This is a genomic window from Neorhizobium sp. T25_27, assembly GCF_002968565.1.
In the GTDB taxonomy this organism is placed as follows: domain Bacteria; phylum Pseudomonadota; class Alphaproteobacteria; order Rhizobiales; family Rhizobiaceae; genus Neorhizobium; species Neorhizobium tomejilense.
This window is the reverse complement of sequence record NZ_PVBJ01000004.1, coordinates 208,792-232,059: the sequence shown is the minus strand read 5'-3', so window position 1 is coordinate 232,059 and position 23,268 is coordinate 208,792. Positions and strand designations below refer to the sequence as shown.

Sequence of the window (23,268 nt, the reverse complement as noted above, 5' to 3'; positions counted from 1 at the left end):
AAATGGATATGACGAGCGCGAACCGGAGCCAGGGGCAGAACCAGGCGCAGATGAATGAGGGCGATCCGCTATGGTATAAGGATGCCATCATCTATCAGCTCCACATCAAATCGTTCTTCGATGCCAATGGCGACGGGATCGGCGACTTTCAGGGCCTGCACGAAAAGCTCGACCATATCGCCTCGCTCGGCGCCAACGCGATCTGGCTGCTGCCCTTCTTCCCCTCGCCGCGCCGGGACGACGGCTACGACATTGCCGACTATGGCAGCGTCAGCCCCGATTACGGCACGGTCGACGAATTCAAGGCTTTCGTCGAGGCGGCGCACCAGCGCGGCATCCGGGTCATCATCGAACTCGTCATCAACCACACGTCCGACCAGCATCCGTGGTTCCAGCGCGCGCGCCATGCGCCGGCCGGCTCTCCGGAACGGGACTTCTACCTCTGGTCGGATACGGACCAGAAATTCCCGGAAACCCGGATCATCTTCCTCGACACCGAGAAATCCAACTGGACCTGGGACCCGGTCGCCGGCGCCTATTACTGGCACCGCTTCTATTCCCACCAGCCGGACCTCAACTTCGACAATCCGCAGGTGCTGGAGGAACTGCTCGGCGTGATGCGCTTCTGGGCCGATACCGGCATCGACGGGTTCAGGCTGGATGCGATCCCCTATCTCGTCGAGCGCGAGGGCACGAACAACGAGAACCTACCCGAGACGCACGAGATCCTGAAGAAGATCCGCGCGTCGCTGGATTCCACCCATCCCGGCAAGATGCTTCTCGCCGAGGCCAACCAGTGGCCTGAAGATACGAGCGAATATTTCGGCGACGGCGATGAATGCAACATGGCGTTTCATTTCCCGCTGATGCCGCGCATGTACATGGCGATCGCCAAGGAAGACCGCTTCCCGATCACCGACATCATGCGGCAGACGCCGGAAATCCCGGAAAACTGCCAATGGGCGATCTTCCTTCGCAATCACGACGAGCTGACGCTCGAAATGGTGACCGACGAGGAGCGCGACTACCTCTGGAACATCTATGCCGCCGACCGCCGCGCGCGCATCAACCTCGGCATCCGCCGCCGCCTTGCTCCCTTGATGGAGCGCGACCGCCGGCGCATCGAGCTGATGAACGCGCTGCTTCTCTCCATGCCCGGAACGCCGGTTCTCTATTACGGCGACGAGATCGGCATGGGCGACAACATCTATCTCGGCGACCGCGATGGGGTGCGCACCCCGATGCAGTGGTCGCCGGACCGAAATGGTGGGTTTTCCAAGGCCGACCCGGCCCGGCTGGTGCTGCCGCCGATAATGGATCCGCTCTACGGATATGAAGCGCTCAATGTCGAGGCGCAGGGGGCCGACGCCCATTCGCTGTTCAACTGGACGCGGCGGATGCTGGCCTTGCGCAACAAACATTCCGCATTCGGGCGCGGCGCGCTCAGATTCCTGGCGCCGGGCAACCGCAAGATTCTTGCCTATCTGCGTGAATATAACGGCGACACGATCCTCTGCGTCGCCAATCTCTCGCGCCTGCCGCAGGCGGTCGAACTCGACCTGGCACAGTTTGCCGGGCGCGTGCCGATCGAGCTTTCCGGCATGTCGCCCTTCCCGCCGATCGGCCAGCTGACCTACCTGCTCACCCTGCAGCCCTACGGTTTCTTCTGGTTCCATCTGGTGGCGGAAGCCGACGGCCCTGTCTGGCGCAAGGAACCGCCGGAGCAGATGCAGGACATGGTGACCATGGTGGTACGCCGCGACCTTCAGGAACTGGTCGATCAGCCGAGGCTGTCGGCGACGTTGTCGAACGAAGTCCTGCCTGCCTATCTCGGCAAGCGCCGCTGGTTCGGCGCGAAAGGCGAAGTCCTGAGCGGTGCTTCGCTGGTCGCCGCAATGCCGATCGCGTTTGCCAACAACATCCTGCTCGGAGAGCTCGAAGCCGAGGTGAACGGGCGCAAGGATACCTACCTGCTGCCGCTCGCCGTTTCCTGGGATGATGCCCAGCCGACGGCGCTCGCCCAGCAACTGGCGCTCGCCCGCATCCGCCAGGGCCGCCGGGTCGGCTTCCTGACCGACGGGTTCGCGATGGAAGGACTGGCACGCGGGGTGATCCGTGGCCTCTGCGAGCGGTCGGTGATCTCCGGTCGCGCCGGCACGCTGGAATTCATTGGCACCGAGAAGCTCGACTGCCTGACCGTCAACGACGAGATGGCCGTCCACTGGCTGTCCGCCGAGCAATCCAACAGTTCGCTTATTCTGGGCGACATGGCGATGGTGAAGCTCATCCGCCATGTCTTCCCCGGCATGCATCCCGAAGTGGAAATGACCCGATACCTGACCAATGTCGGCTATCAGAACACCGCCCAACTGCTCGGCGAGGTCGCCCGGACGGCTCCGGACGGCAACCGCTACACCCTGATCATCGTACAGAGCGCGATCCGCAACCAGGGCGACGCCTGGAACTGGATGCTCAGCAACCTCCGCCGGGCCATCGACGAGATCGTGGTGACCGGCCTTGAGGGCGAAGTCGTGGACGAGCACTTCAAGCCGCTGGTGAATTTCGTGGCGGCGATCGGCAAACGGCTCGGGGAGCTGCATGTGGCCCTCGCCCAGCCGACCGAGGACCCGGACTTCCAGCCGATCCGGGCAACTGTGGCGGATGCCGAAAAATGGCGCGCGGCTGTCACGGCTCAGATATCCCACAGCCTGTCGATCCTTGAAAAAACGGTCGAAGGGATCGAATCGGATATCGCCCGCGAGGTTAAATCGCTGCTCGATCGCCGAGAGGACCTCCTCGGCCTCGCCACCCATCTGGCAAGCGAAGTGGAAGGCACGCTGATGACCCGCAATCACGGCGACTTCCATCTCGGCCAGATCCTGGTCGCGGAAGGCGACGCCTATATCATCGACTTCGAAGGAGAACCGACCCGCGATCTTTCCGAACGCCGCGCCAAGACCAATCCCTTGCGCGACGTCGCCGGTCTTCTGCGCTCGCTCAGCTATCTCGCAGCCTCTGCCGATCTCGACCGGGAGATGGTCAGCGAGGTGGAAGACGCGCGCCACAAGGCACTGGTCGGGCGTTTCATGGAGATGGCGGAGCCGGCCTTCCTCGAAGCCTATTTCGAAGCCGTGAGCGACTCACAGGAGCTGCGCATCGCGCCAGAGGCCCGCGGGCGCATTCTCGATCTCTTCCTGCTCGAAAAGGCAGCCTACGAGATCGCCTACGAAGTGCGCAGCCGGCCCCATTGGCTTCCCCTACCGCTTGCCGGCTTCTCGGCGATCGCATCCCGACTTCTGGAGAACGTTTCATGAGATACGAGCGCACCGATTTGATGATCGGCACCGTCCAGGAGGGTCTGCAGGCCCTGGTCGAAGGGCGGCACGGGGACCCGTTCTCGATCCTCGGACGCCATCAATACGGCAACCTTACCGTGGTCCGGGCGCTGCTGCCGGGTGCGCTGTCGGTCGAAGTGGTGGAGGCCGATACCGGCAAGGTGATGGCCGAACTCGAAATCATCCACGAGGGCGGGTTGTTTGCCGGGGTGACCGGCAGCACTGCGCCATATTTCTTCCGGATCCGCTGGCCCGACGCCATACAGGAGATGGAAGACCCCTACTCCTTCCCGCTGCTGCTCGGCGATCTCGACCTGCATCTGATCGGCCAGGGCACCCACTATGATCTCGGCCGCACGCTCGGCGCCATCCCGACGGAGGTCGAAGGGGTCGAGGGCGTGCGCTTTGCCGTCTGGGCGCCGAATGCCCGGCGCGTCTCGGTCGTCGGCGACTTCAATTCCTGGGATGGGCGACGTTATCCGATGCGGCTGCGTCCGCAGGCGGGCATCTGGGAACTGTTCATCCCGCGCCTGACCCATGGCGAGCGCTACAAGTTCGAGATCCTCGACGGCAACGGCAATCTGCTGCCGCAAAAGGCCGACCCGGTTGCCCGCGCCAGCGAGGCTGCCCCGTCGACGGCCTCGATCGTCGCCTCCTCGAAACCGTTCCGCTGGAGCGACGAGGACTGGATGTGCAGGCAGCGCGCAGACCGGGATCGCGAAGGCGCGATGTCGATCTACGAGGTGCATTTGGGCTCCTGGCTGCGGATCGCCGAGGAAGGCAACCGCTATCTCGATTGGGTCGAACTCAGCCAGCGGCTGATCCCCTATGTGCAGAACCTCGGCTTCACCCATATCGAGATGCTGCCGATCATGGAACATCCGTTCGGCGGCTCCTGGGGTTACCAGCCGCTCGGGATGTTCGCCCCGACCGGACGCCACGGCACGCCGGAGGATTTTGCCTATTTCATCGATCGCTGCCATCAGGCCGGCATCGGCGTCATCCTCGATTGGGTGCCGGCGCATTTCCCGACCGACGTCTGGGGGCTGGCCAAATTCGACGGCACGCCGCTCTACGAGCATGCCGATCCGCGCGAGGGGTTCCACAGAGACTGGAACACGCTGATCTACAATCTCGGCCGCAACGAGGTGAAGGGGTTCCTCATCGCCTCGGCACTCGAATGGCTGGAGCATTACCATGTCGACGCTTTGCGCGTCGATGCGGTCGCCTCGATGCTCTACCGGGACTACAGCCGCAACGAAGGCGAATGGATTCCGAACAAATACGGCGGGCGTGAGAACCTTGAGGCGGTCGAGTTCTTCAAGCACCTGAACAGCATCGTCCACAACCGCTGCCCGCATGCCTTCACCGCGGCAGAGGAATCGACCGCTTGGCCGGGCGTCACCAGGAAGATCGAAGAAGGCGGCCTCGGCTTCGATTTCAAATGGAACATGGGCTGGATGCACGACACGCTGCATTACATGCAGGACGACCCGGTCTACCGGAAATACCATCATGGCGCGATGAGCTTCGGGATGATCTATGCCTATTCCGAGCGCTTCATCCTGCCGCTCTCCCATGACGAAGTGGTGCACGGCAAGGGCTCGCTGATGGCCAAGATGCCCGGCGACCGCTGGCAGAAACTTGCAAACCTTCGCGCCTATTACGGCTTCATGTGGGGCCATCCCGGCAAGAAACTGTTGTTCATGGGCGGCGAACTGGCTCAGGAGAGCGAATGGAACCACGACGCCTCGGTCGTCTGGGACCTGCTCGACAGCCCGGACCACGCGGGCGTCCAGCGGCTCGTCCGCGACCTGAACGCCCTCTATGCCCAGGAACCGGCGCTGCAGTTCGGCGACCTGCACCACGAGGGTTTCGAGTGGGCGGTGGCCGACGACGCGGCGAATTCCGTCTACGGCATGCTGAGGAGCAGCCAGGACCGATCATCGCACGTGCTTGTCGTCTCGAACCTGACGCCGATGCCGCGGCACGGTTATCGCATCGGAGTCCCGGCGGAGGGACGCTGGGAGGTGGTGCTGAATACCGACGCGGCGCTTTATGGCGGATCCAATCTCGGACAGACGGAGGCCTGGACGGAGCGGCAGGCGGCGCATGGGAGGGAGTTTTCGATCTCCGCGGTGCTGCCGCCTCTGGCGACGGTGTTTCTGCGGTGGCGGGGGTAGAACCTGACGTGACGCAAACGGTGCGGCCTAAGGTTTTTCGCCGGCCGCGCTTATTCGCCCCGCCAGCCGGCCTGATAGGTAATCTTATCCACCCCCGCGAACCGCCCGACCCGAAGCAGTTCCGCGTCCAGCTTCTCCAACCTGCCCGCCGAAGCCCGCACGCCCTTTTCCAGCCATAGCCGCTTCACATCCAGCGTGCCGGACTTGCGGTCCGCCTTCATGTCGATGCGGCCGATCATGCGGTCGCCTTCGAGCAGTGGGAAAACGTAGTAGCCGTATTGGCGCTTCGGCTCCGGCACGAAAACCTCGATGCGGTAGAAGAAGTTGAACAGCCGCTCGGCCCGGTCGCGGTTGCGGAGCAGCGGATCGAAGGGGCTGAGCACGCGCACGCGGGCCGGTGGTTCGGGGATGTCCCCAAGGTTTTCGGGAAAGCCGAGGAAGGCGAAGGACGGGCGGGGCTTGCTGCCGTCGGCGGCCTCGATCAGCACCTCGGTCAGTTCGCCGCGATGGGTCTTCACCCATTCCTTTGCCTCGTCCGGCGTGACCAGATCGAAAAAGGCGGCAAGTTCTCCGGAGGTCGCAAAACCGAGGCGGGTCATGGCGCCGCGGCAGGCCCAGTCGATGAATTCCTCGTGGCTCACTTCCGGCTCGTGATGCTGCCGCGGGATCACCCGTTCCATCAGGTCGTAGATCTTCTGGAAGTTGACGCGGCCGGCGATTGCCAGTTTGCCGGTGTGCCAGTAATATTCGAGCGCCGTCTTGTTCGGATGCCAGTTCCACCAGCCGCCGGACTTGTGATCCTCCTGCTTCATGTCGCGGGACATGATCGCGCCGTTTTCGGCGATGTGCTGGAAGGTCTCTTCGAAGGCGGCGTCGAACCCTTCGCCATGCCATTTCCTCCAGCGTTCGGCGAGGATCGGCTCGCGGCGGCGAAAACGGTGTTTCCAGTAGCGGAAGAAGCTGGCCGGAATGATCGAGGCGTCATGCGTCCAGTGTTCGAACAGCTCGCCGTCCTTTTCCAGAAGCGCGGTCAGGTGTTCGCGCCGGTAGGTCTGGTTGCGCGAAAACAGGATCATGTGGTGGGCGCGCTCGACGGTGGCGATACTGTCCACCTGGACGAACCCGAGATCGTCGATGAGCTGCAGCAGGCCGGCTTTGGTCAACGCGCGGCCGGGCGGTTCGCAGAGCCGCTGCCGTTCGAGGAAGATCTTGCGGGCCTGATCGTTCGGAATGAGAATCGCCATGGCATCTAGACTAGGATACCGCCGCGCCGGATTCAATGTTCACGTTCGGTTCCGCATTCCCCTTCCCCATCTTCCGGTCTATAGACCGCTGAACATCGAGGGACAGGCTTGGATATCCGTTTCGAACAGGCAGAAGCTCGTTTCGAGGGGCGCACGGTGGTGCATCCGCTGACGCTTCGCTTGAGCGAGCGGCGGATCGGCGTGATCGGCCTGAACGGCTCCGGCAAGACGACATTCGCGCGGATGATCAACGGGCTGGTGCTGCCTGCCACAGGCCAGGTGACCGTCAACGGGTTCGATACGGTCAAGGACGGCGACAAGGTCCGCGGCCAGGCCGGCTTCATCTTCCAGAACCCGCAGAACCAGATCATCCTGCCGATCCTCAAGGAAGACATCGCGCTGGGGCTGAAATCGAGAAAACTCTCGAAGGCGGATACGGAGGCGGCGGTCGAGGCGGTACTTGCCCGTTTCGGCATCGCCCATCTGGCCGACCGGCGTGTGCATGAACTTTCGGGCGGAGAACTGCAGCTGGCAGCACTCGCCTCGGTTCTGGTGACCCGACCGGATATCCTGATCATGGACGAACCGACCAACCAGCTGGATCTCAGGAATCGCGATCTCGTGGAGAGAACGATCCAGGGGCTCGACGAAAATGTCGTCGTCATCAGCCATGACCTCGGCCTGATCGCCGATTTCGACCGGGTTCTGCTCTTCCATGAGGGCCACCTCGCCAATGACGGCGCGCCGGCCGAGGTCATCGCCCGCTACCGCGAGCTTGCGGCATGAAGACGCTTTACGTGGAAGGCGATACGTTTCTGCACCGGCTTTCGCCGCGGGCGAAGCTTCTCGGCCTTGCGGCACTCAGCCTCCTGCTTTTCGTCATCCATTCCCCGGCTGTTCTTGTCGTCGCGGCCATTCTCGGCGGCATCGTCTACTCGTCGCTCCGGCTCGGATGGCGCCAATCCTGGCTGCGGCTGCGGCCGATCCTGCTGACCATCGCCATCGTCGCGATCTTCACGCTTGTCCTCAACGGCCGAGACGATGCACTGGTCGTCGTCACGCGGCTGACGGCCCTTACCCTCTTCGCCGCGGCGGTGACGGCGACCACCAGCACCGGCGATTTCATCGACGAGATCACCCGCCTTGCCATGCCGCTGGAGCGGCTGGGGCTCGTCAGGGCGGCGGATATCGGGCTTTCGATCGGTCTCGTCATCCGTTTCGTGCCGGAAATTCTCGGCCGGTACCAGGCAATCCGCGACGCGCACCGCGCCCGCGGATTGAAGGTCCGGCCGCTGACGCTGGCGGTGCCACTGATCATCCTGACCCTCAAAAACGCCGACGAGATCGCCGCCGCCATTGACGCACGTGGCATCCGGGCGCAGAAATGACCCCATATGACAACCAGGGATTCGCATAGCATGACCACCCGTGATCTCGTTCTGGCCGCCCTTTTCGCCGCCATTATCGTGGCGCTCGGTCTCGTGCCGCCGATCATGCTCGGCTTCATTCCCGTGCCGATCACTGCGCAGTCGCTGGGCGTCATGCTGGCGGGCGTCATCCTCGGTGCCAGGCGCGGCGGTTTCGCGGTGCTTCTGGTCCTGCTGCTGGTCGCGATCGGCCTGCCGGTTCTATCGGGCGGACGCGGCGGCCTTGCCACCTTTGCCTCGCCGACCGCCGGTTATCTCGTCGGCTGGTTCTTCGCGGCCGTCATCACCGGTTATTGCTCCGAGCGTTTCGTCGATCGTTCGCAGAGCGGCATCGTACAGATCACCGGCTTTTTCCTCGCAGCCCTGCTCGGCGGCGTTGTTGTGGACCATGCGCTCGGCATCTTCTATCTCGCCTATGTCACGGGCACCGGGCTTCCGACCGCCTTCATCGGCGACCTGTCCTTCGTTCCGGGCGATGTTCTGAAGGCGATGATCGCGGCACTTGCAGGCCGCGCCGTGATGGTCGGTTATCCGTTGCTGCCGCAACGGGCCTGATCGGCCGCGTCCAATTAGTCCAGGAACTGGTAGAGCCAGTCGCGCAGATCTTCGGGGAGCGGCACCGGTTCACCGCTTTCGGGGTCGCAGGTCATCCAGACGATCTCGGCTTCCGCGACGGCCTCATTGCCCCGCAGCATATGCACGAGGAAACCTGCCGACTTTCCGCCGATCTTGCTGACGCCGATATGCGTTTGGACGACGTCGCCCAGCTTCAAGGCCGAGTGAAACGTGCAGGTGATCTTGCCGATCCTGAAGAACGGATCGTCCTTTTGCGGCTTGCGGCGGCGCCAGAATTCCGTGACGGCTTCTTCCGCCCGCACGACATACGACGATCGGAACATCTCCCCGTTCATGTCGACATCGCGGAAAGGAACCCGGAATTCCTGAGACTTGACTGACTCTTTGGCCACGATACCCTCTGGGTTGCACCCCTCTATGTAAGACCATTCTTTCAAGCTAAACAAGCGCAAGAGCAAGGGGTTGCGGCTTGAAAAAGTCAGCTTTCTGCGCCATGTCGGAAAGGTCCAGACCGGACTGACCCCTGACGAGGCCGCCGCATGACCACGCGCCTTTACGAACATAAGATCTTCCTCGAACACAGCACGCCCGAAGGACATCCCGAACGGGCGGACCGGCTGCGCTCGCTGGCGATCGCGCTGGAACATCCGAATTTCGCCAGGCTCGACCGCAAGGACGCTCCCCAGGCGAACGAGGACGCGGTTCTGCTCGCGCATCCGGAGGAGCACCTGCGCGCCGTCATGCGCGAAATCCCCGAGGAGGACACGATCCGCCAGATCGAGGCGGACACCTATGTGGGGCCGAAGAGCTTTCAAGCCGCGCTGACGGGCATCGGCGGCGCGATGGCGGCCGTCGACGACGTGGCGACCGGCAAGGTGGACAACGCCTTCGTCGCGGCGAGGCCGCCCGGCCATCACGCCGAAAAAGACAAGGCAATGGGCTTCTGCCTGTTCAACAATGCGGCGATCGCCGCCCGCCATGCACAACGGAAATACGGTATCGAGCGCATCGCGATCGTCGACTGGGACGTGCATCACGGCAACGGCACGCAGGACATTTTCTGGGACGATCCATCGGTGCTGTTCTGCTCGACGCACCAGATGCCGCTTTATCCCGGCACCGGCGCCAAGGACGAGACCGGCACCAAGAACAACGTGGTCAACGCCCCGCTTTCGCCCGATACCGGCAGCGAATATTTCCGCGAGGCCTTCAAATCGCGCGTGCTGCCGGCGCTCGACAATTTTCGGCCGGATTTCATCATCATCTCGGCCGGCTTCGACGCGCATCACCGCGATCCACTGGCCCAGATCAATCTCGTCGGCGACGATTTCGACTGGGCCACCGGCCGGCTGATGGAGATCGCCGGCAAATATGCCGGCAACCGTATCGTCAGCCTGCTCGAGGGCGGATATGATCTGGAAGGGCTCGCCGAATCGGCGGGCATGCATATCTGCAGACTGATGAAGGGATAGACGATGACCGAAAACACCGAGAGCCTCGATGTGAGCGGCTATTCCTTCGAGAAGGCCGTTGCCGAACTCGAAAGCATCGTGGCGCGGCTGGAACGGGGCGACGTGGCGCTCGACGAATCGATCGCCATCTACGAGCGCGGCGAAGCGCTGAAGAAACATTGCGAAAAGCTGCTGACGGCCGCTGAAAACCGCATCGAAAAGATCCGCCTCGATCGCGCCGGCAAGCCGCAGGGCGTCGAACCGCTCGACGGCGAGTGACCGCCGCAGCCTAAAACCAAAGTCTTACAACCTTCGCAAGGATTGCGTCACAAACCGATTGACGCACCGGGACCGCCTCCCCATGATAGCCACCATCTAAGTGGTTACTTTGGGAGGAGACCATTATGAACTTCGGCGTGAAGCCCAGTAAAATCAATCTCATGTTCGTGGCGGCACTTACCGTTTCGACGGCATTTTCCGCCGCCGGCGCGAAGGCTGCGGAATTCATCAACGTACTGACGGGCGGCACCTCGGGCGTGTATTATCCGCTCGGCGTGGCGCTTGCGGAAATCTACGGACAGGGGATCAAGGACGCGCGCACCCAGGTGCAGGCAACCAAGGCTTCCGTCGAGAACCTCAACCTGCTGCAGGCAGGGCGAGGCGAGATCGCCTTTTCGCTCGGCGATTCCGTGCAGGAAGCCTGGAAGGGCAACAAGGAAGCGGGCTTTCCCGCCAAGCTCGACAAGCTGCGCGGCATCGCCGCCATCTACCCGAATTACATCCAGGTCGTCGCCAGCGCCGAGTCCGGCGTGAAGACGCTCGCCGATCTCAAGGGCAAGAGCCTTTCGGTCGGCGCCCCCGCCTCCGGCACGGAACTCAATGCCCGCGCCATCTTCACGGCGGCCGGCATGTCCTACAAGGACCTCGGCAAGACCGAATACCTGCCGTTCGCCGAATCCGTCGAGCTGATCAAGAACCGCCAGCTGGATGCGACGCTTCAGTCGGCAGGTCTCGGCGTCGCCTCGATCCGCGATCTTGCGACATCGCTGAAGATCAATGTGGTGGCGATCCCTGCTGCCGAAGTCGCCAAGATCGGCGCGCCTTATGTCTCGGTGAAAATCCCGGCCGGCACCTATGAGGGCCAGACCGCCGATGTCGAGACCGCCGCCGTCGGCAATTTCCTGATCACCCATTCGGGCGTATCCGACGAGACCGTCTACCAGATGACCAAGCTGTTGTTCTCCAACCTGCCGAAACTTTCCGCAGCCCACGCCGCCGCGAAGGCGATCGACCCGAAAAAGGCGCTCGAAGGCATGCCGGTGCCGCTGCATCCGGGCGCCGAACGGTATTACAAGGAAGCCGGGTTGATGAAGTAAAGCGATAGGCAGACCGTGCCTATTGCAAGTCCCCTCCTCAACCCCTCCCCACAAGGGGGAGGGGCTTAACCTGCCGCACCGCCGACGCCCACTTGGTCGGGAGAGAGCCGAGGGCCACCTCCCCCCTTGTGGGGGAGATGGCCGGCAGGCCAGAGGGGGTTTCCCGACAGACCAGAGAGCTTGCCGAGAGAACCAATGTCCGAAACCCCAACGCAAAACCCGATCACCTCGCATTCGGCGGAAGAGCCGATCGAGGGCCTGCCGGCCGGCTTCGGCGAAGGGATCACCGGGCGGATTGCCTTCTGGATCGCCTTTGCCTTTACCCTTTTCCAGCTCTGGACCGCCGCCTACGGCACGCTTGCGAGCCAGATCGTCCGCGCCATGCATGTGGGCTTCCTGCTGCTGCTCGGGTTCGTGCTGATCGGCAATCTCGTCGCCAAGACGAAAGCCGGCAAGATCTGGTTCTGGGCACTCGGTATCCTCGGCTTTCTCACCGGCATCTACAATTGGGTGTTCTATACCGACCTCATCCAGCGCAGCGGTTTCCTGACGACGCCTGACCTCGTCATCGGAGCCGTGCTCATCGTGCTCGTCTTCGAAGCGGCGCGGCGGCTGATGGGCCTGCCGTTGACGATCATCGCCGCCATATTCCTCGCCTATTGCTTTTTCGGGCAATACGCCCCGGGGCCGTTCATCCATCGCGGCTATGATTTCGAGCAGATCATCGAGAATTTCGCCTACGGCACCGAAGGCATCTACGGCACGCCGATCTACGTCTCGGCGGCCTATATCTTCATCTTCGTGGTCTTTGCGGCATTTCTGGAACGCGCCGGCATGCTGGCGCTGTTCAACGATTTCGCGCTCGGCCTCGTCGGCACCTGGCGCGGCGGGCCGGCGCAGGTCTGCGTCATGTCCTCGGCGCTGATGGGTACGATTTCCGGCTCGGGCGTCGCCAATGTCGTCGCCTCCGGACAGTTCACCATTCCGCTGATGAAGCGCTTCGGTTTCCGCTCCGCCTTTGCGGGCGGCGTCGAGGCAACGTCCTCGATGGGCGGCCAGATCATGCCGCCGGTCATGGGCGCCGTCGCCTTCATCATGGCCGAGACGCTCAATGTCTCCTATGCAGAGATCGTCAAGGCGGCAATCATCCCCGCCGTGCTCTATTTCGGCGTCTGCTTCTGGATGGTGTTCCTCGAGGCGGGCAAGGCCGGCCTCAAGGGCATGAACAAGGCCGACCTGCCGAACCCCTGGGCGGCCGTCAGGGAGCACTGGCCCCTGATCCTGCCGCTCGCCGCCCTCGTCTACCTGCTGTTTGCCGGTTATACGCCGATCTTCGCCGGTACGATGGGGCTGGCGCTGGTCATCGTACTGATCCTCGGCATGCCGCTTGCCGCAAGCATCGGCCCGCTTGCCTTCCGTCTCGTCTTCTGGGTCGTGCTCGGCATCGCCGCCGCCTCATTCCTGCGTTACGGGGTAAACTTCCTGGCGATCGTCATCCTCGCCCTGATCGTTGGCTGCATCTTCGTCAAGGGCGGGCGCGAAACGCTGGCGATCTGCCGCGACGCCATGGCCGAAGGCGCCAAGAACGCGCTGCCGGTCGGTATCGCCTGCGCCATCGTCGGCATCGTCATCGGCACGCTGACCCTGACCGGGATCGCCTCGACCTTTGTCGGTGCGATCATCCGTGTCGGCGAGCACAACCTGTTCCTGTCGTTGGTCCTGACGATGATCACCTGCCTGATCCTCGGCATGGGCATTCCGACGATCCCGAACTACATCATCACCTCGTCGCTTGCCGGCCCTGCCCTTCTGGAACTCGGTGTGCCGCTGATCGTCAGCCACATGTTCGTCTTCTATTTCGGCATCATGGCGGATCTGACCCCGCCGGTAGCACTCGCAGCCTTCGCGGCGGCACCGATGGCCAAGACCTCGGGGCTGAAGATCGGCGTGGAGGCGACCAAGCTCGCGACCGCCGGTTTCGTCGTACCGTTCATGGCCGTCTACACGCCGGCTCTGATGCTGCAGGATCCGGGTGCGATTGCCGCGGCATGGGGTTACCCGGTCGAGGTCGCCTATGTCTTCCTCAAGGCATGCTTCGGCATCGCGCTCTGGGGCACGGCGGTCGTCGGCTTCCTGTTCGCCCGCATGGCACCGTGGGAGCGGCTACTGGCCGTCGTCGCCGGTGCAAGCCTGGTTGTTGCGCTTCCCTGGACCGACGAACTTGGCTGGACCCTAGGCGTCGTCTTTGTCGCCCAACACTGGTGGCGCAACCGCAACGCGCCTGCCGCACCGGCACTGACATGAGCGCCGGGCAATGAGCCTCTGCATCCTGGCGGGCGGCAAGCTGACGGCGCTCGCAATCTCGGCGTTCACTCTCTCCTGGACCCATTCGGTGCAGAAGACGGAATGGCGGGAGACCTGGGCCGTGACGCCGGCCGGGCTGGAGCTTCGGCAAGCCGAGGTCAAAGGGTCCGGAGCGGGCATGGAGCCCGGAGCGGGCGCGGTGCTGAAGGACGGCTGGTGGGTTTGGCACCCGACGCTGCCGCCGCAGGAACGCATTTCACTGGCGGCGTCGGGCATGACGCCGGGTGGGTGGAGGCTGTGTCATGCGGACGGCTGCGTCGAGCTTGGGGCGACGGCTGGGGATGAGGTCGCTTTGAGCGGGTGTCGCTAGCGCTCTCGACCAAATCCGAGGGCTCCACTATATTGTCCATATGGACAAGGATCTGGTTATCGCCAAGCGCGGGAGCTTCAAAAAAGAACATGCCCCGCTTCATAGACGGGATCGCGCCGTTGCCTTCTAAACGTCCTTTGACGCGGATTCATGATATCGTTGAGAATGGTGCTGCGATCCTTGAATATACCCAGGGCATGGACTTTCGGGCTTATATAGGAAATCGGCTCGTCCGTGACGCGGTCGAGCGATGTTTTGAACGTGTTTCCGAAGCGTCGATCAGACTTAGTTCGTTGGCCGTGGAACTGTTTCCCGCGCATGACTGGCTCGCCATTCGAAATCTCGGCAATATTCTAAGGGATGACCACGACGATGTCCTGGATTCCATAATTTGGACGACCATCGTCGAGCGTCTCCCTCCCCTTCTCATTGAACTCGAAACGTTCCTGGCGCAGTATCCGGCCGAACAGGAAACACTGTAGCGAGTACCCCATGTCCTTCTTCCCCGGAAACGACCCGGTCGCGGGTGACGCCTTTGCCTGTGATGCGATCGAGAACCTGATCATTCCGCGCACCAGCGATATCGGCGGGTTTTCCGTGCGGCGCGCTTTGCCGAGCCGGCAGAGAAGACTGGTGGGACCTTTCATTTTCTTCGACCGGATGGGACCGGCGCTGCTGCGGGCCGACGAGGCGCTTGATGTCAAGCCGCATCCGCATATCGGGCTTTCCACCGTCACCTACCTGTTCGACGGGGAGATCAAGCATCGCGACAGCCTCGGCACCGAACTGGTCATCCGGCCGGGCGACATCAACCTGATGACCGCCGGCCGCGGCATCGTGCATTCGGAACGCACGCCTGAAAACCTGCGCGGTCATCCGATGTCGGTCTCCGGGCTGCAGACGTGGCTGGCACTGCCGGATGACAAGGAGGAGATCGATCCGACCTTCTCGCACACGGACAAGGAAAAAATGCCGGTCATCGATGCGGACGGCGCGAACGGCCGGGTGGTCATCGGCGCTTTCGAGGGCCTGGGCTCGCCGGTCTCGACCTTCACCGACACGCTCTATGTCGATCTCCGCCTCGAGGCTGGCAAGCGCTTCCCGTTTGCAGCGGCGCATGAGGAACGGGCGATCTACATTCTCTCCGGCGAACTCGTCGTTTCGGGTGACCGGTTCGCAGCCGACCAGCTTCTGGTCTTCCGTCCGGGCGACAATATCACGCTCGAAGCCGGGGCGCCGGGCTGTCACCTGATGCTGTTCGGTGGCGCCGCTCTGAACTCCAGGCGCTACATCTGGTGGAACTTCGTTTCCTCCTCCAAGGAGCGTATCGAAAAGGCGAAAGATGAGTGGCGCACCGGCCGTTTCGACATCGTGCCCGGGGACGAGGAGGAGTTTGTCCCCTTGCCCGTAGCCTGAAATCGGTTAGAACCGCGGGTCATGCAACTTGAAAAAGCCTGCTTTCTTCTCATGTTGGGGAGGAACGCGCTTCCGGAAAAGAGCAGAAAAGGCCACTATTCGTGACATCAACTCCCGCCACGCCATTGCTCGACAAGGTCATGCTTCCTGCCGATCTTCGCGAGATCGAAGATCGCGACCTGACGCAGCTTGCCCGCGAATTGCGCGACGAGATGATCGATGCGGTGTCGCGGACCGGCGGTCATCTCGGCGCCGGCCTCGGCGTCGTGGAACTGACGATCGCCATCCACAAGGTATTCAACACGCCGGACGACCGGCTGATCTTCGACGTCGGCCACCAGTGTTATCCGCACAAGATCCTGACCGGCCGGCGTGACCGCATTCGCACGCTGCGCCAGGAGGACGGGCTTTCCGGCTTCACCCGCCGGGCCGAGAGCGAATACGATCCGTTCGGCGCTGCCCATTCCTCCACCTCGATTTCGGCCGGCCTCGGCATGGCGGTCGCAGCCGACCTTTCCGGCTCGAAGCGCAATGTCATCGCGGTCATCGGCGACGGCGCGATGTCGGCCGGCATGGCTTATGAGGCGCTCAACAATGCCGGCGCGCTGGATGCGCGGCTGATCGTCATCTTGAACGACAACGACATGTCGATCGCCCCGCCGACCGGCGCGATGAGCGCCTATCTGGCGCGTCTCGCCTCCGGCCGCACCTATATGGGCTTTCGCGATCTCGGCAAGAAACTGACCGCCTACCTCGGCAAGAATGTCGACCGGGCAATCACCCGTGCCGTCGAACATGCGCGCGGGTACGTCACCGGCGGCACCATGTTCGAGGAGATGGGTTTCTACCATATCGGTCCGATCGACGGTCATTCCTTCGACCATCTCCTGCCGGTACTGCGCAATGTGCGCGACAACGCCCGCGGTCCGGTGCTGATCCATGTGGTGACGCAGAAGGGCAAGGGTTATGCGCCGGCGGAAGCCGCCGCCGACAAATACCACGGCGTCAACAAGTTCGACGTCATCACCGGCGCGCAGGCGAAATCGAAACCGAACGCGCCGAGCTACACCAGCGTGTTCGGCGAGGCGCTGGTTCAGGAAGCAGGGCTCGACGAAAAGATCGTCGGCGTCACTGCCGCGATGCCGAACGGCACGGGCATCGACAAGCTGGCGGACGTCTTCCCGGCCCGCACCTTTGACGTCGGCATTGCCGAACAGCATGCGGTGACGTTTGCAGCGGGGCTTGCGGCGGAGGGCTTCAAGCCGTTCTGCGCGCTTTATTCGACCTTCCTGCAACGAGGTTACGACCAGGTCGTCCACGACGTGGCGATCCAGGGACTGCCGGTCCGCTTCCCGATCGATCGTGCCGGCCTTGTCGGCGCCGACGGGCCGACCCATGCGGGATCGTTCGATACGACCTTCCTCGCCACCTTGCCGGGCATGGTGGTGATGGCTGCCGCCGACGAGGCGGAGCTGAAGCACATGGTGCGCACGGCTGCTGCCTATGACGACGGCCCGATCTCCTTCCGGTATCCGCGCGGCGAAGGCGTCGGCATCGAACTGCCGGAACGCGGTCAGATTCTGCAAATCGGCAAGGGCCGGGTGGTGAAGCAGGGTGCCAAGGTCGCCTTGCTCTCCTTCGGCACGCGCCTCAAGGAATGTGTGCTTGCAGCCGAGGATCTCGATGCTGCCGGGCTTTCGACGACGGTTGCGGATGCGCGTTTCGCCAAGCCGCTGGACCAGGATCTGATCCGCCAGCTCGCCCGCCATCACGAAGTGCTCATCACCATCGAGGAAGGTGCGGTCGGCGGCTTCGGCAGCCATGTGCTGCAGTTCCTCGCGACCGAGGGCCTGCTCGACAACGGGCTGAAGATCCGCTCGCTGGTGCTGCCGGACATCTGGATGCAGCAGGCGAGCCCGGATGCGATGTACGCCAAGGCCGGCCTCGACCGCGCCGGCATCGTTTCGACCGTCTTCAGGACGCTCGGCCAGCCGCAGATCGGTGTCGGCTTTGCCGGTTGAGCCCGACCGTCGGGTTCTCTCGGCCTAGAAACCGAGTCTGCTCAAGGGCCCGATGATCCTGCGATAGAGCATCGGCGGCGTGAACTCCCGCAGCACGTCACGGCGGATTTCGGCATAGTCCTTCTTATCCGCCGAGTTCGGACGCGGCTTGAAGAGCGTCGAATGCGACTTGCGGGATTCGTCCCAGGTCGCCGTGTAATAATAGAGGGCGATCGAGTCCCTCGTCTTGTCTTCCGGATGGTTCACGACGCTGGGATTGCCGTGGAAAGAGTCCGATGTGGTCGAGAAGGTGACCATGCGGTTGAACAGCGGGGTGAAACTGTGCACCTTGCCCTTCATCTCCTTGTCCCAGATTTCGAACGAACCGCCCCATTCCTCCCGCCAGCCCTTGTTGAGATAGATCAGCGTGTTGAGACGGCGCTCGACCTTCATCTTGGAATGAAGATTGAAATCCGCATGGATATCGAGATGCCCGCCGTTGGCGGTCTCATGGACGCCGGCGCCGAAAAAGAACGGGTCCGGGATCAATCCCTCGATGCCGGTCATCTCCTCCAGGAACAGGACGAAGGGGCGCGAATTCAGCGCGTAGAACAGGTTCTTGGTGTAGGCCGGAAGCCGCTCCGGAGCGTAGGAGACCTTCTTGTTCTCCTGCGCCCTCGCAAAAGTCGTCTCCTTTTCCGGGCGATTCCTGAGGTCGGCCAGGACGTTTTCCAGAACCTGCTCGGGCAGGAAATTGTCGATGCAGATATGCGGATAAGGCGATGCCGATTGGTAAGCCTCAGCATAAGTCCTGGCCATCGAGCGAGCAGCATCAACATCTGCCAGAAGAGTATCCGGATCAATGGGATATACTAACTGCGCCATTACACTCCCCCAAACTATACTTCGGTCACAGTGTCATATTTTTTGGGTGGCGCAAGCATGCCAAAAGCCCATACTTCGAAAGCGTTAGTTGTTAGAGGAATTCCAAATCAAGCCGCTTCTTTTGAAATCCTGCAGTAGAATCAATAGTGTCGGTCGACGGCGCCTCGTACCCCGGCGCCCCTTTTTCAAGGCAAGGCTCCGAAGCAGTATGCTTCTACGTCGAATGAAGTAATGGGGCCAACCGAGGGCGCTGTATCTAGCTCCGCTCGCCCTCGATCACCATGTCGAACTGTACGACATTGGAATAGATCGGCGTGCCGACATCCATGGCATAGCGCGAGCGGTAGATCTTGCCGCTGACGTTGAAGCCTATCTTTCGGCCGTTCCAGGAGGTCAGTTTCACATCGAAGATTTCGGATGAGCTATGCCCCTTGGCGGTCAGCGTGCCGGTGATGCGGGCGCTGTCCGGGCCGGTCTGCTCGATCCGCTCCGACCGGAACGAGATCGTCTCGAACCGGGAGGAATCGAAGACGGCGCCAGAGCGCAGGAAAGCATCGATGCGATCCTGGCCGGTGCTGACGCTTTCCGGCTTCAGGTCGAAATTCACCATGGAATGGGCGAGATCACCGGCTTTCAGGTTGAACGTGCCCGAAAACTTGCCGAATTTGCCCTTGATGCCGCCGCCGCCGACCTGATCCACAGCAAAGGCGATACGGGAACCGGGCGTGATGGCATAACGCCCGGCCGCCTCCGTGAGGCTCGGGACGTCGACCGCGGAGAAGCTGGCCTGCGGAAGCGACATGGTGAGCAGCATTGCTGCGATGACGGTTGCCTTGCGGGTCATGGTCCCGGCTCCTCGATTGACGTTTTAACGGTGTGGTGCCGGCTGCCGAGCATGCGGGTGAGCACGTCGTCGTGCCTGACATAGTGGTGGTAGAGTGCGGCGGCGGAATGCAGGAAGACGAGCGCCAGCGTGGAATAGGCGAGAACCGCATGGACGGTCGTCCACCACGCCTCGGCCGCTTCCGACTTCGGCACCGGAAGATGCGGAATGACGACGAGGTTGAACGCGAAGGTCGGAATTTCGAGCGGCGATACCGAAGCGATCATCCAGCCGGCCACCGGCACAGCCACCGCCAAGGTCAGCAGCAGGTAATGCATCACATGTGCCGAGCGACGCTCCAGGACACCCAGACCTTCCGCGGGCTTCACCCGCGCGACGGTCAGCGAACGTACGAGCCTCACGGCGGCCAGAAGAAGCGCCAGCATGCCGAAGGACTTGTGCCACTGGAAGAGCTGGAACTGCAGGGCGGGATCGATCGATCGGCGGGTCATGACAAAGCCGAGGACCAGCAGGCCGAGGATCAGCACCGCGATCAGCCAGTGCAGAGCAATCGCGACAAGATCATAGCCATCGGCGGAGCGACGCGGCATGGGATGTTTCCGGAATTCTTCGGCAATTCACAGGCGGAAACATCGTACTTTCCGACCTGACCGGCAAGCGCCGTCGCGATCACGCTCATTCAATATTATTGAATAGGGATTTGTGCCGCCGTTACTGATCGGCGGCCGTCAGGAACAGGATGTTCAAATCCTTTTCCGGGGAGAAATCGTCGGCAGTCATCTCGAAGGTCGTCGGGCCGACCTTCTTAATACCGTTGCCGCAGAAGCTGACGTAGTCCTGCGCCCTGCCCTTGTCGATCGTCAGCTTGAACTTGCCGATCGAGCCGCCCCAGTTGGCACCGGTGGTGAGGATATACGACACCCATTGCTCGGTATAGTTCGGGCCGCTTTTCCCAGCCGCGGCTTCGAGCTTTGCGGCCGTCTTCAGGAAGGCGGCGTCGATGCAGTAGCGGTCGGCATAGTCCTTGTGGTTCGTCGCCGGCTTGCCCTGGTCGATGAAGGTCATGGCGACCGTGCCGCCGACGCTCGGCTTGTAGCGGTGGCTGACGCGGACGGGTTTGCCAGCCGGGAATTTCGTCTTCCACCAATAGACCGATCGCAGCGTCCAGGCCGGCGCCAGGTCCTCCTGCCAGCCCTTGCCGGCATCGTAACGGTTGACGAACACCAGCCCCTCGGCGATCCAGGCGGCCTTCACGTCTTCGGGCAGGGCCTTGAGCGCGGCAAGCGTCCTTTCGCTATAGGGCAGAAGCGGAATGTTGCGCGCAACGAGTTCGTCGGTGCGGTCGACGCCGGCCGCCAGCACCCGCTGCTGCAGTTCCGGCTTGATCTGTCGGCTGTCCTGCACGACGGAGAAACCGAGGAAATTGTCGGCGTCGGTATCGTCGAGCGCGATATTGCTGTCCATGCTGCCGGTGATATCCGGCATCGGGAAGGCGATGACGCTTTCGACGTCCTTGTCGCTGGTGTTCTTGAAGACGTAATCGACCAGCACTTCCTCACGGGAAATGTAGAGCTGCTCCTCGGCCATGGTGACGTCGGAGGTCTGGACGTAGATCAGCCCGCCCGTCTTCAGCTCCGCCATGGTATCGTTGGCGAGTGCCGGGTTCGAGACAAGCAAAAGCCCGCCGATCAGCAAGGTCCACCGCATTTCCGTCCCTCCGGTTCGTTGCCGGCTTTCCGGCCGCCGGAAGATAGACGCAAATGCTGAAACAGAGAAGGCAGGCCGGAGGGTCTTCCGGCCTGCCTTTGAGATCGAGCCCTATGGGCGGATCAGAATTCCGACCACTCTTCCTTCACGGCCGCGGCGCTCGCCGCCTTGCCGGAAAAGGCGCGGGCGACGGTGGACCGGAGGGCATTTGCCGGCGATGCCACGGAACGGGCTGCCGACGGGGCCGCAACCGGACGAGAGATCCGGGCCGCCGGTGTGCCCCCGAAGTTGAACTGCCTCAGCAGGGCATCGAGCGCCTGAGCTTCCTGGGCAAGCTTGTGGCTTGCCGCGTTCTGCTCTTCGACCATGGCGGCATTCTGCTGCGTGCCCTGGTCCATGGCGTTGACCGAGGTGTTGATCTCCTGGAGGCCGGTCGACTGCTCGCGGGTGGAGATGACGATGGCGGAGAGGTGCTGGTTGATCTGCTGCACTTCGCCGACGATTGCTTCCAGCGCCTGGCCGGTCTCACCGACCAGCGCGACGCCCGCATCCACCTGCTGGCTGGAGGTGGTGATCAACGCCTTGATCTCCTTTGCCGCATTGGCGGAACGCTGAGCGAGCTCGCGGACTTCCTGTGCGACGACCGCGAAACCCTTGCCCGCCTCGCCGGCGCGGGCCGCCTCGACGCCTGCATTGAGCGCGAGCAGGTTGGTCTGGAAGGCGATATCGTCGATGACCGAGATGATATTGCTGATCTCACCGGACGACTTCGAGATCTGCTCCATGGCGGAGACCGCCCGGCGGACCACCTCACCCGATTTCTCGGCGCCGATGCGGGTACGCTCGACGCGCTGACCGACATCTTCTGCACGGCGGGCCGATTCCTTGACCGTCGTCGTCACCTGTTCTAGTGCTGCGGCTGTCTCTTCGACGGCTGCGGCCTGCTGTTCGGTGCGACGACCGAGATCGTCGGCCGCGGAGCGGATTTCGCCCGCGCCGGAGCTGATCGCAGAGGCGTTCTCGCCGACCGCCTGGAGGGCTGACTGCAGCCGGCCGAGCGCCTGGTTGAAGTCGGTGCGCAGCCGGTCGAGATTCCCGGAGAACGGCTTTTCGATGCGGTAGGCGACATCGCCATCGGCAAGGCTTGCAAGCCCGGTGGCAAGGGCGTCGATCGCAAATTCGAGATTGGTGGCTTCGCGGGCCTTCTGGGCGTCGTTGTCGAGACGTTCGCGCTCGCTGGTGTCGCGCAGCATGTCCGCATCGCGGGCCAGGCGCTGCTTTTCGATGGCAGCATCCTTGAAGACCGTGACGGCCTTGGCCATCCGGCCGACTTCGTCGCCACGTTCGAGAGCCGGGACCTGGATGTCATGATTGCCGCCTGCAAGGCTGGTCATGGCGTCCGTCATGCCGACGATCGGCTTGACGATGACGCTCGACAGGGCCAGCACGAGGGCAACCGCGATCAGGCCGGCAATGCCGCCGCCGATCAGAAGCGTCAGCAGCAGGTCGGTGTGGGCGCGGGTCTGGGCATTGACCATGGCGGTGGACAGGTCGAAAGCCTGCTTCTTGATCTTGGCGGCAGCCTCGCGGAAGACGTCGAGCTGGCCCTTGGACTGGTTGCGGCCGATCTCGATGACTTCCTCGATCGGCTTGCTGGTGTTCTTGCGCGCATCGAGCTGCGGAACGGTGAGCTGGGTGTGGAACACATCGGCTGCAGCCCGCATCGCATCGAGCGAAGTCAGCATGTCCGGCATGCCGGCGGCCGCCTTCTTGGCGGCGTCGATCGCCGTAATCATCTTCTCGCGGTTGCTGAAGACGTCCGCATAGGTACTGTCGCTCTTGAAGAGCAGGAAGCCGCGCTGATTGACGGCTTGTTCCAGCATGGCTTCGAGCGCTGCGTCCACATGCATCAGGATGGTCTGGGAAACGACCTGCTGCGCGGAAGACCGGCTCGATTTCAAGGCCTGCCAATAAACGCCGGCGGAGGCCAGCAGACAGACCGACATCAACGCCGCAAAGGTGATGATCAGCTTCTTGTTCAGGGATAGGTTTTTAAGCGACATCAGTGGCTTCCGCTCTCAGTTGAAACAGCATTGGACATCTCCTCCATCCCGGAGAGAATCTCAACATCATTAAAATTTGATTGAACG

General features: G+C 62.6%; 20 protein-coding genes. 13 read left to right on the top strand and 7 right to left on the bottom strand.

Annotated features, from left to right (window positions below):
* The first annotated feature begins 8 nt into the window (after positions 1 to 8).
* Both treS and glgB read left to right on the top strand, forming a co-directional pair.
* On the top strand, positions 9 to 3,314 hold the full coding sequence (treS, locus tag C5J24_RS14385) for a maltose alpha-D-glucosyltransferase (RefSeq protein ID WP_371674393.1): 3,306 nt from the start codon (positions 9 to 11) through the stop codon (positions 3,312 to 3,314).
* Complete coding sequence (gene glgB / locus C5J24_RS14380) at positions 3,311 to 5,518, top strand: 1,4-alpha-glucan branching protein GlgB (protein ID WP_105418739.1); 2,208 nt, start codon at positions 3,311 to 3,313, stop codon at positions 5,516 to 5,518. Before treS ends, glgB begins: the two co-directional genes overlap by 4 nt.
* A 50-nt stretch (positions 5,519 to 5,568) precedes the next feature.
* Here the strand turns inward: glgB and C5J24_RS14375 are convergent, their stop codons facing one another.
* Positions 5,569 to 6,762, bottom strand: coding sequence for a winged helix-turn-helix domain-containing protein (locus tag C5J24_RS14375; RefSeq protein WP_105418737.1), 1,194 nt, complete (start codon positions 6,760 to 6,762; stop codon positions 5,569 to 5,571).
* Between the two features lie 108 nt (positions 6,763 to 6,870).
* Here C5J24_RS14375 and C5J24_RS14370 point away from each other — a divergent pair, with 108 nt between their 5' ends.
* Genes C5J24_RS14370 through C5J24_RS14360 form a run of 3 tightly spaced genes read left to right on the top strand, consistent with a single transcriptional unit; the run spans position 6,871 to position 8,744 of the window.
* A complete protein-coding gene (locus C5J24_RS14370) occupies positions 6,871 to 7,548 on the top strand; it encodes an energy-coupling factor ABC transporter ATP-binding protein (protein WP_105418735.1) in 678 nt (225 codons plus the stop codon).
* Positions 7,545 to 8,150, top strand: a complete 606-nt coding sequence (locus C5J24_RS14365; RefSeq protein ID WP_105418733.1) for an energy-coupling factor transporter transmembrane protein EcfT — start codon at positions 7,545 to 7,547, stop codon at positions 8,148 to 8,150. The genes C5J24_RS14370 and C5J24_RS14365 overlap by 4 nt, the downstream gene beginning before the upstream one ends.
* A 30-nt stretch (positions 8,151 to 8,180) precedes the next feature.
* Positions 8,181 to 8,744 (top strand): biotin transporter BioY, encoded by a 564-nt coding sequence (locus tag C5J24_RS14360; RefSeq protein WP_105418731.1) that lies wholly within the window; start codon positions 8,181 to 8,183, stop codon positions 8,742 to 8,744.
* Positions 8,745 to 8,758: 14 nt separating this feature from the next.
* Here C5J24_RS14360 and C5J24_RS31865 read toward each other — a convergent pair whose 3' ends face one another.
* Complete coding sequence (locus tag C5J24_RS31865; RefSeq protein WP_172723976.1) at positions 8,759 to 9,157, bottom strand: thioesterase family protein; 399 nt, start codon at positions 9,155 to 9,157, stop codon at positions 8,759 to 8,761.
* Between the two features lie 147 nt (positions 9,158 to 9,304).
* Here C5J24_RS31865 and C5J24_RS14350 point away from each other — a divergent pair, with 147 nt between their 5' ends.
* From C5J24_RS14350 to dxs, 8 genes are all read left to right on the top strand, one after another.
* Positions 9,305 to 10,237, top strand: a complete 933-nt coding sequence (locus C5J24_RS14350; protein WP_105418729.1) for a histone deacetylase family protein — start codon at positions 9,305 to 9,307, stop codon at positions 10,235 to 10,237.
* A 3-nt stretch (positions 10,238 to 10,240) separates the two neighbouring features.
* Entirely contained in the window at positions 10,241 to 10,495 is a 255-nt protein-coding gene (locus tag C5J24_RS14345; RefSeq protein ID WP_038540522.1) for an exodeoxyribonuclease VII small subunit, read from the top strand.
* Between the two features lie 161 nt (positions 10,496 to 10,656).
* Positions 10,657 to 11,592 carry a TAXI family TRAP transporter solute-binding subunit gene (locus C5J24_RS14340; RefSeq protein ID WP_245446647.1) on the top strand — a complete coding sequence of 312 codons (936 nt, stop codon included), beginning with the start codon at positions 10,657 to 10,659 and terminating at the stop codon, positions 11,590 to 11,592.
* A gap of 195 nt (positions 11,593 to 11,787) precedes the next feature.
* Positions 11,788 to 13,896, top strand: coding sequence for a TRAP transporter permease (locus C5J24_RS14335; protein WP_105418725.1), 2,109 nt, complete (start codon positions 11,788 to 11,790; stop codon positions 13,894 to 13,896).
* A gap of 10 nt (positions 13,897 to 13,906) precedes the next feature.
* Entirely contained in the window at positions 13,907 to 14,266 is a 360-nt protein-coding gene (locus C5J24_RS14330) for a DUF1850 domain-containing protein (protein WP_105418723.1), read from the top strand.
* 89 nt (positions 14,267 to 14,355) lie between these two features.
* Positions 14,356 to 14,748, top strand: a complete 393-nt coding sequence (locus tag C5J24_RS14325) for a DUF86 domain-containing protein (protein ID WP_245437329.1) — start codon at positions 14,356 to 14,358, stop codon at positions 14,746 to 14,748.
* A gap of 10 nt (positions 14,749 to 14,758) precedes the next feature.
* Entirely contained in the window at positions 14,759 to 15,682 is a 924-nt protein-coding gene (locus C5J24_RS14320; RefSeq protein WP_105418722.1) for a pirin family protein, read from the top strand.
* Positions 15,683 to 15,783: 101 nt separating this feature from the next.
* Positions 15,784 to 17,703, top strand: coding sequence for a 1-deoxy-D-xylulose-5-phosphate synthase (gene dxs, locus C5J24_RS14315; RefSeq protein ID WP_105418720.1), 1,920 nt, complete (start codon positions 15,784 to 15,786; stop codon positions 17,701 to 17,703).
* Between the two features lie 24 nt (positions 17,704 to 17,727).
* Here dxs and C5J24_RS14310 read toward each other — a convergent pair whose 3' ends face one another.
* The 5 genes from C5J24_RS14310 to C5J24_RS14290 form a co-directional block, all read right to left on the bottom strand.
* On the bottom strand, positions 17,728 to 18,567 hold the full coding sequence (locus C5J24_RS14310; protein WP_105418718.1) for a 2OG-Fe(II) oxygenase: 840 nt from the start codon (positions 18,565 to 18,567) through the stop codon (positions 17,728 to 17,730).
* Between the two features lie 256 nt (positions 18,568 to 18,823).
* Complete coding sequence (locus tag C5J24_RS14305; RefSeq protein ID WP_105402015.1) at positions 18,824 to 19,411, bottom strand: YceI family protein; 588 nt, start codon at positions 19,409 to 19,411, stop codon at positions 18,824 to 18,826.
* Entirely contained in the window at positions 19,408 to 20,001 is a 594-nt protein-coding gene (locus tag C5J24_RS14300) for a cytochrome b (protein WP_105418716.1), read from the bottom strand. The genes C5J24_RS14305 and C5J24_RS14300 overlap by 4 nt, the downstream gene beginning before the upstream one ends.
* A gap of 121 nt (positions 20,002 to 20,122) precedes the next feature.
* Positions 20,123 to 21,118, bottom strand: a complete 996-nt coding sequence (locus C5J24_RS14295) for a DUF4424 domain-containing protein (RefSeq protein ID WP_105418714.1) — start codon at positions 21,116 to 21,118, stop codon at positions 20,123 to 20,125.
* A 122-nt stretch (positions 21,119 to 21,240) separates the two neighbouring features.
* Positions 21,241 to 23,181 carry a methyl-accepting chemotaxis protein gene (locus C5J24_RS14290; RefSeq protein WP_105418712.1) on the bottom strand — a complete coding sequence of 647 codons (1,941 nt, stop codon included), beginning with the start codon at positions 23,179 to 23,181 and terminating at the stop codon, positions 21,241 to 21,243.
* Between the last annotated feature and the right edge of the window lie 87 nt (positions 23,182 to 23,268).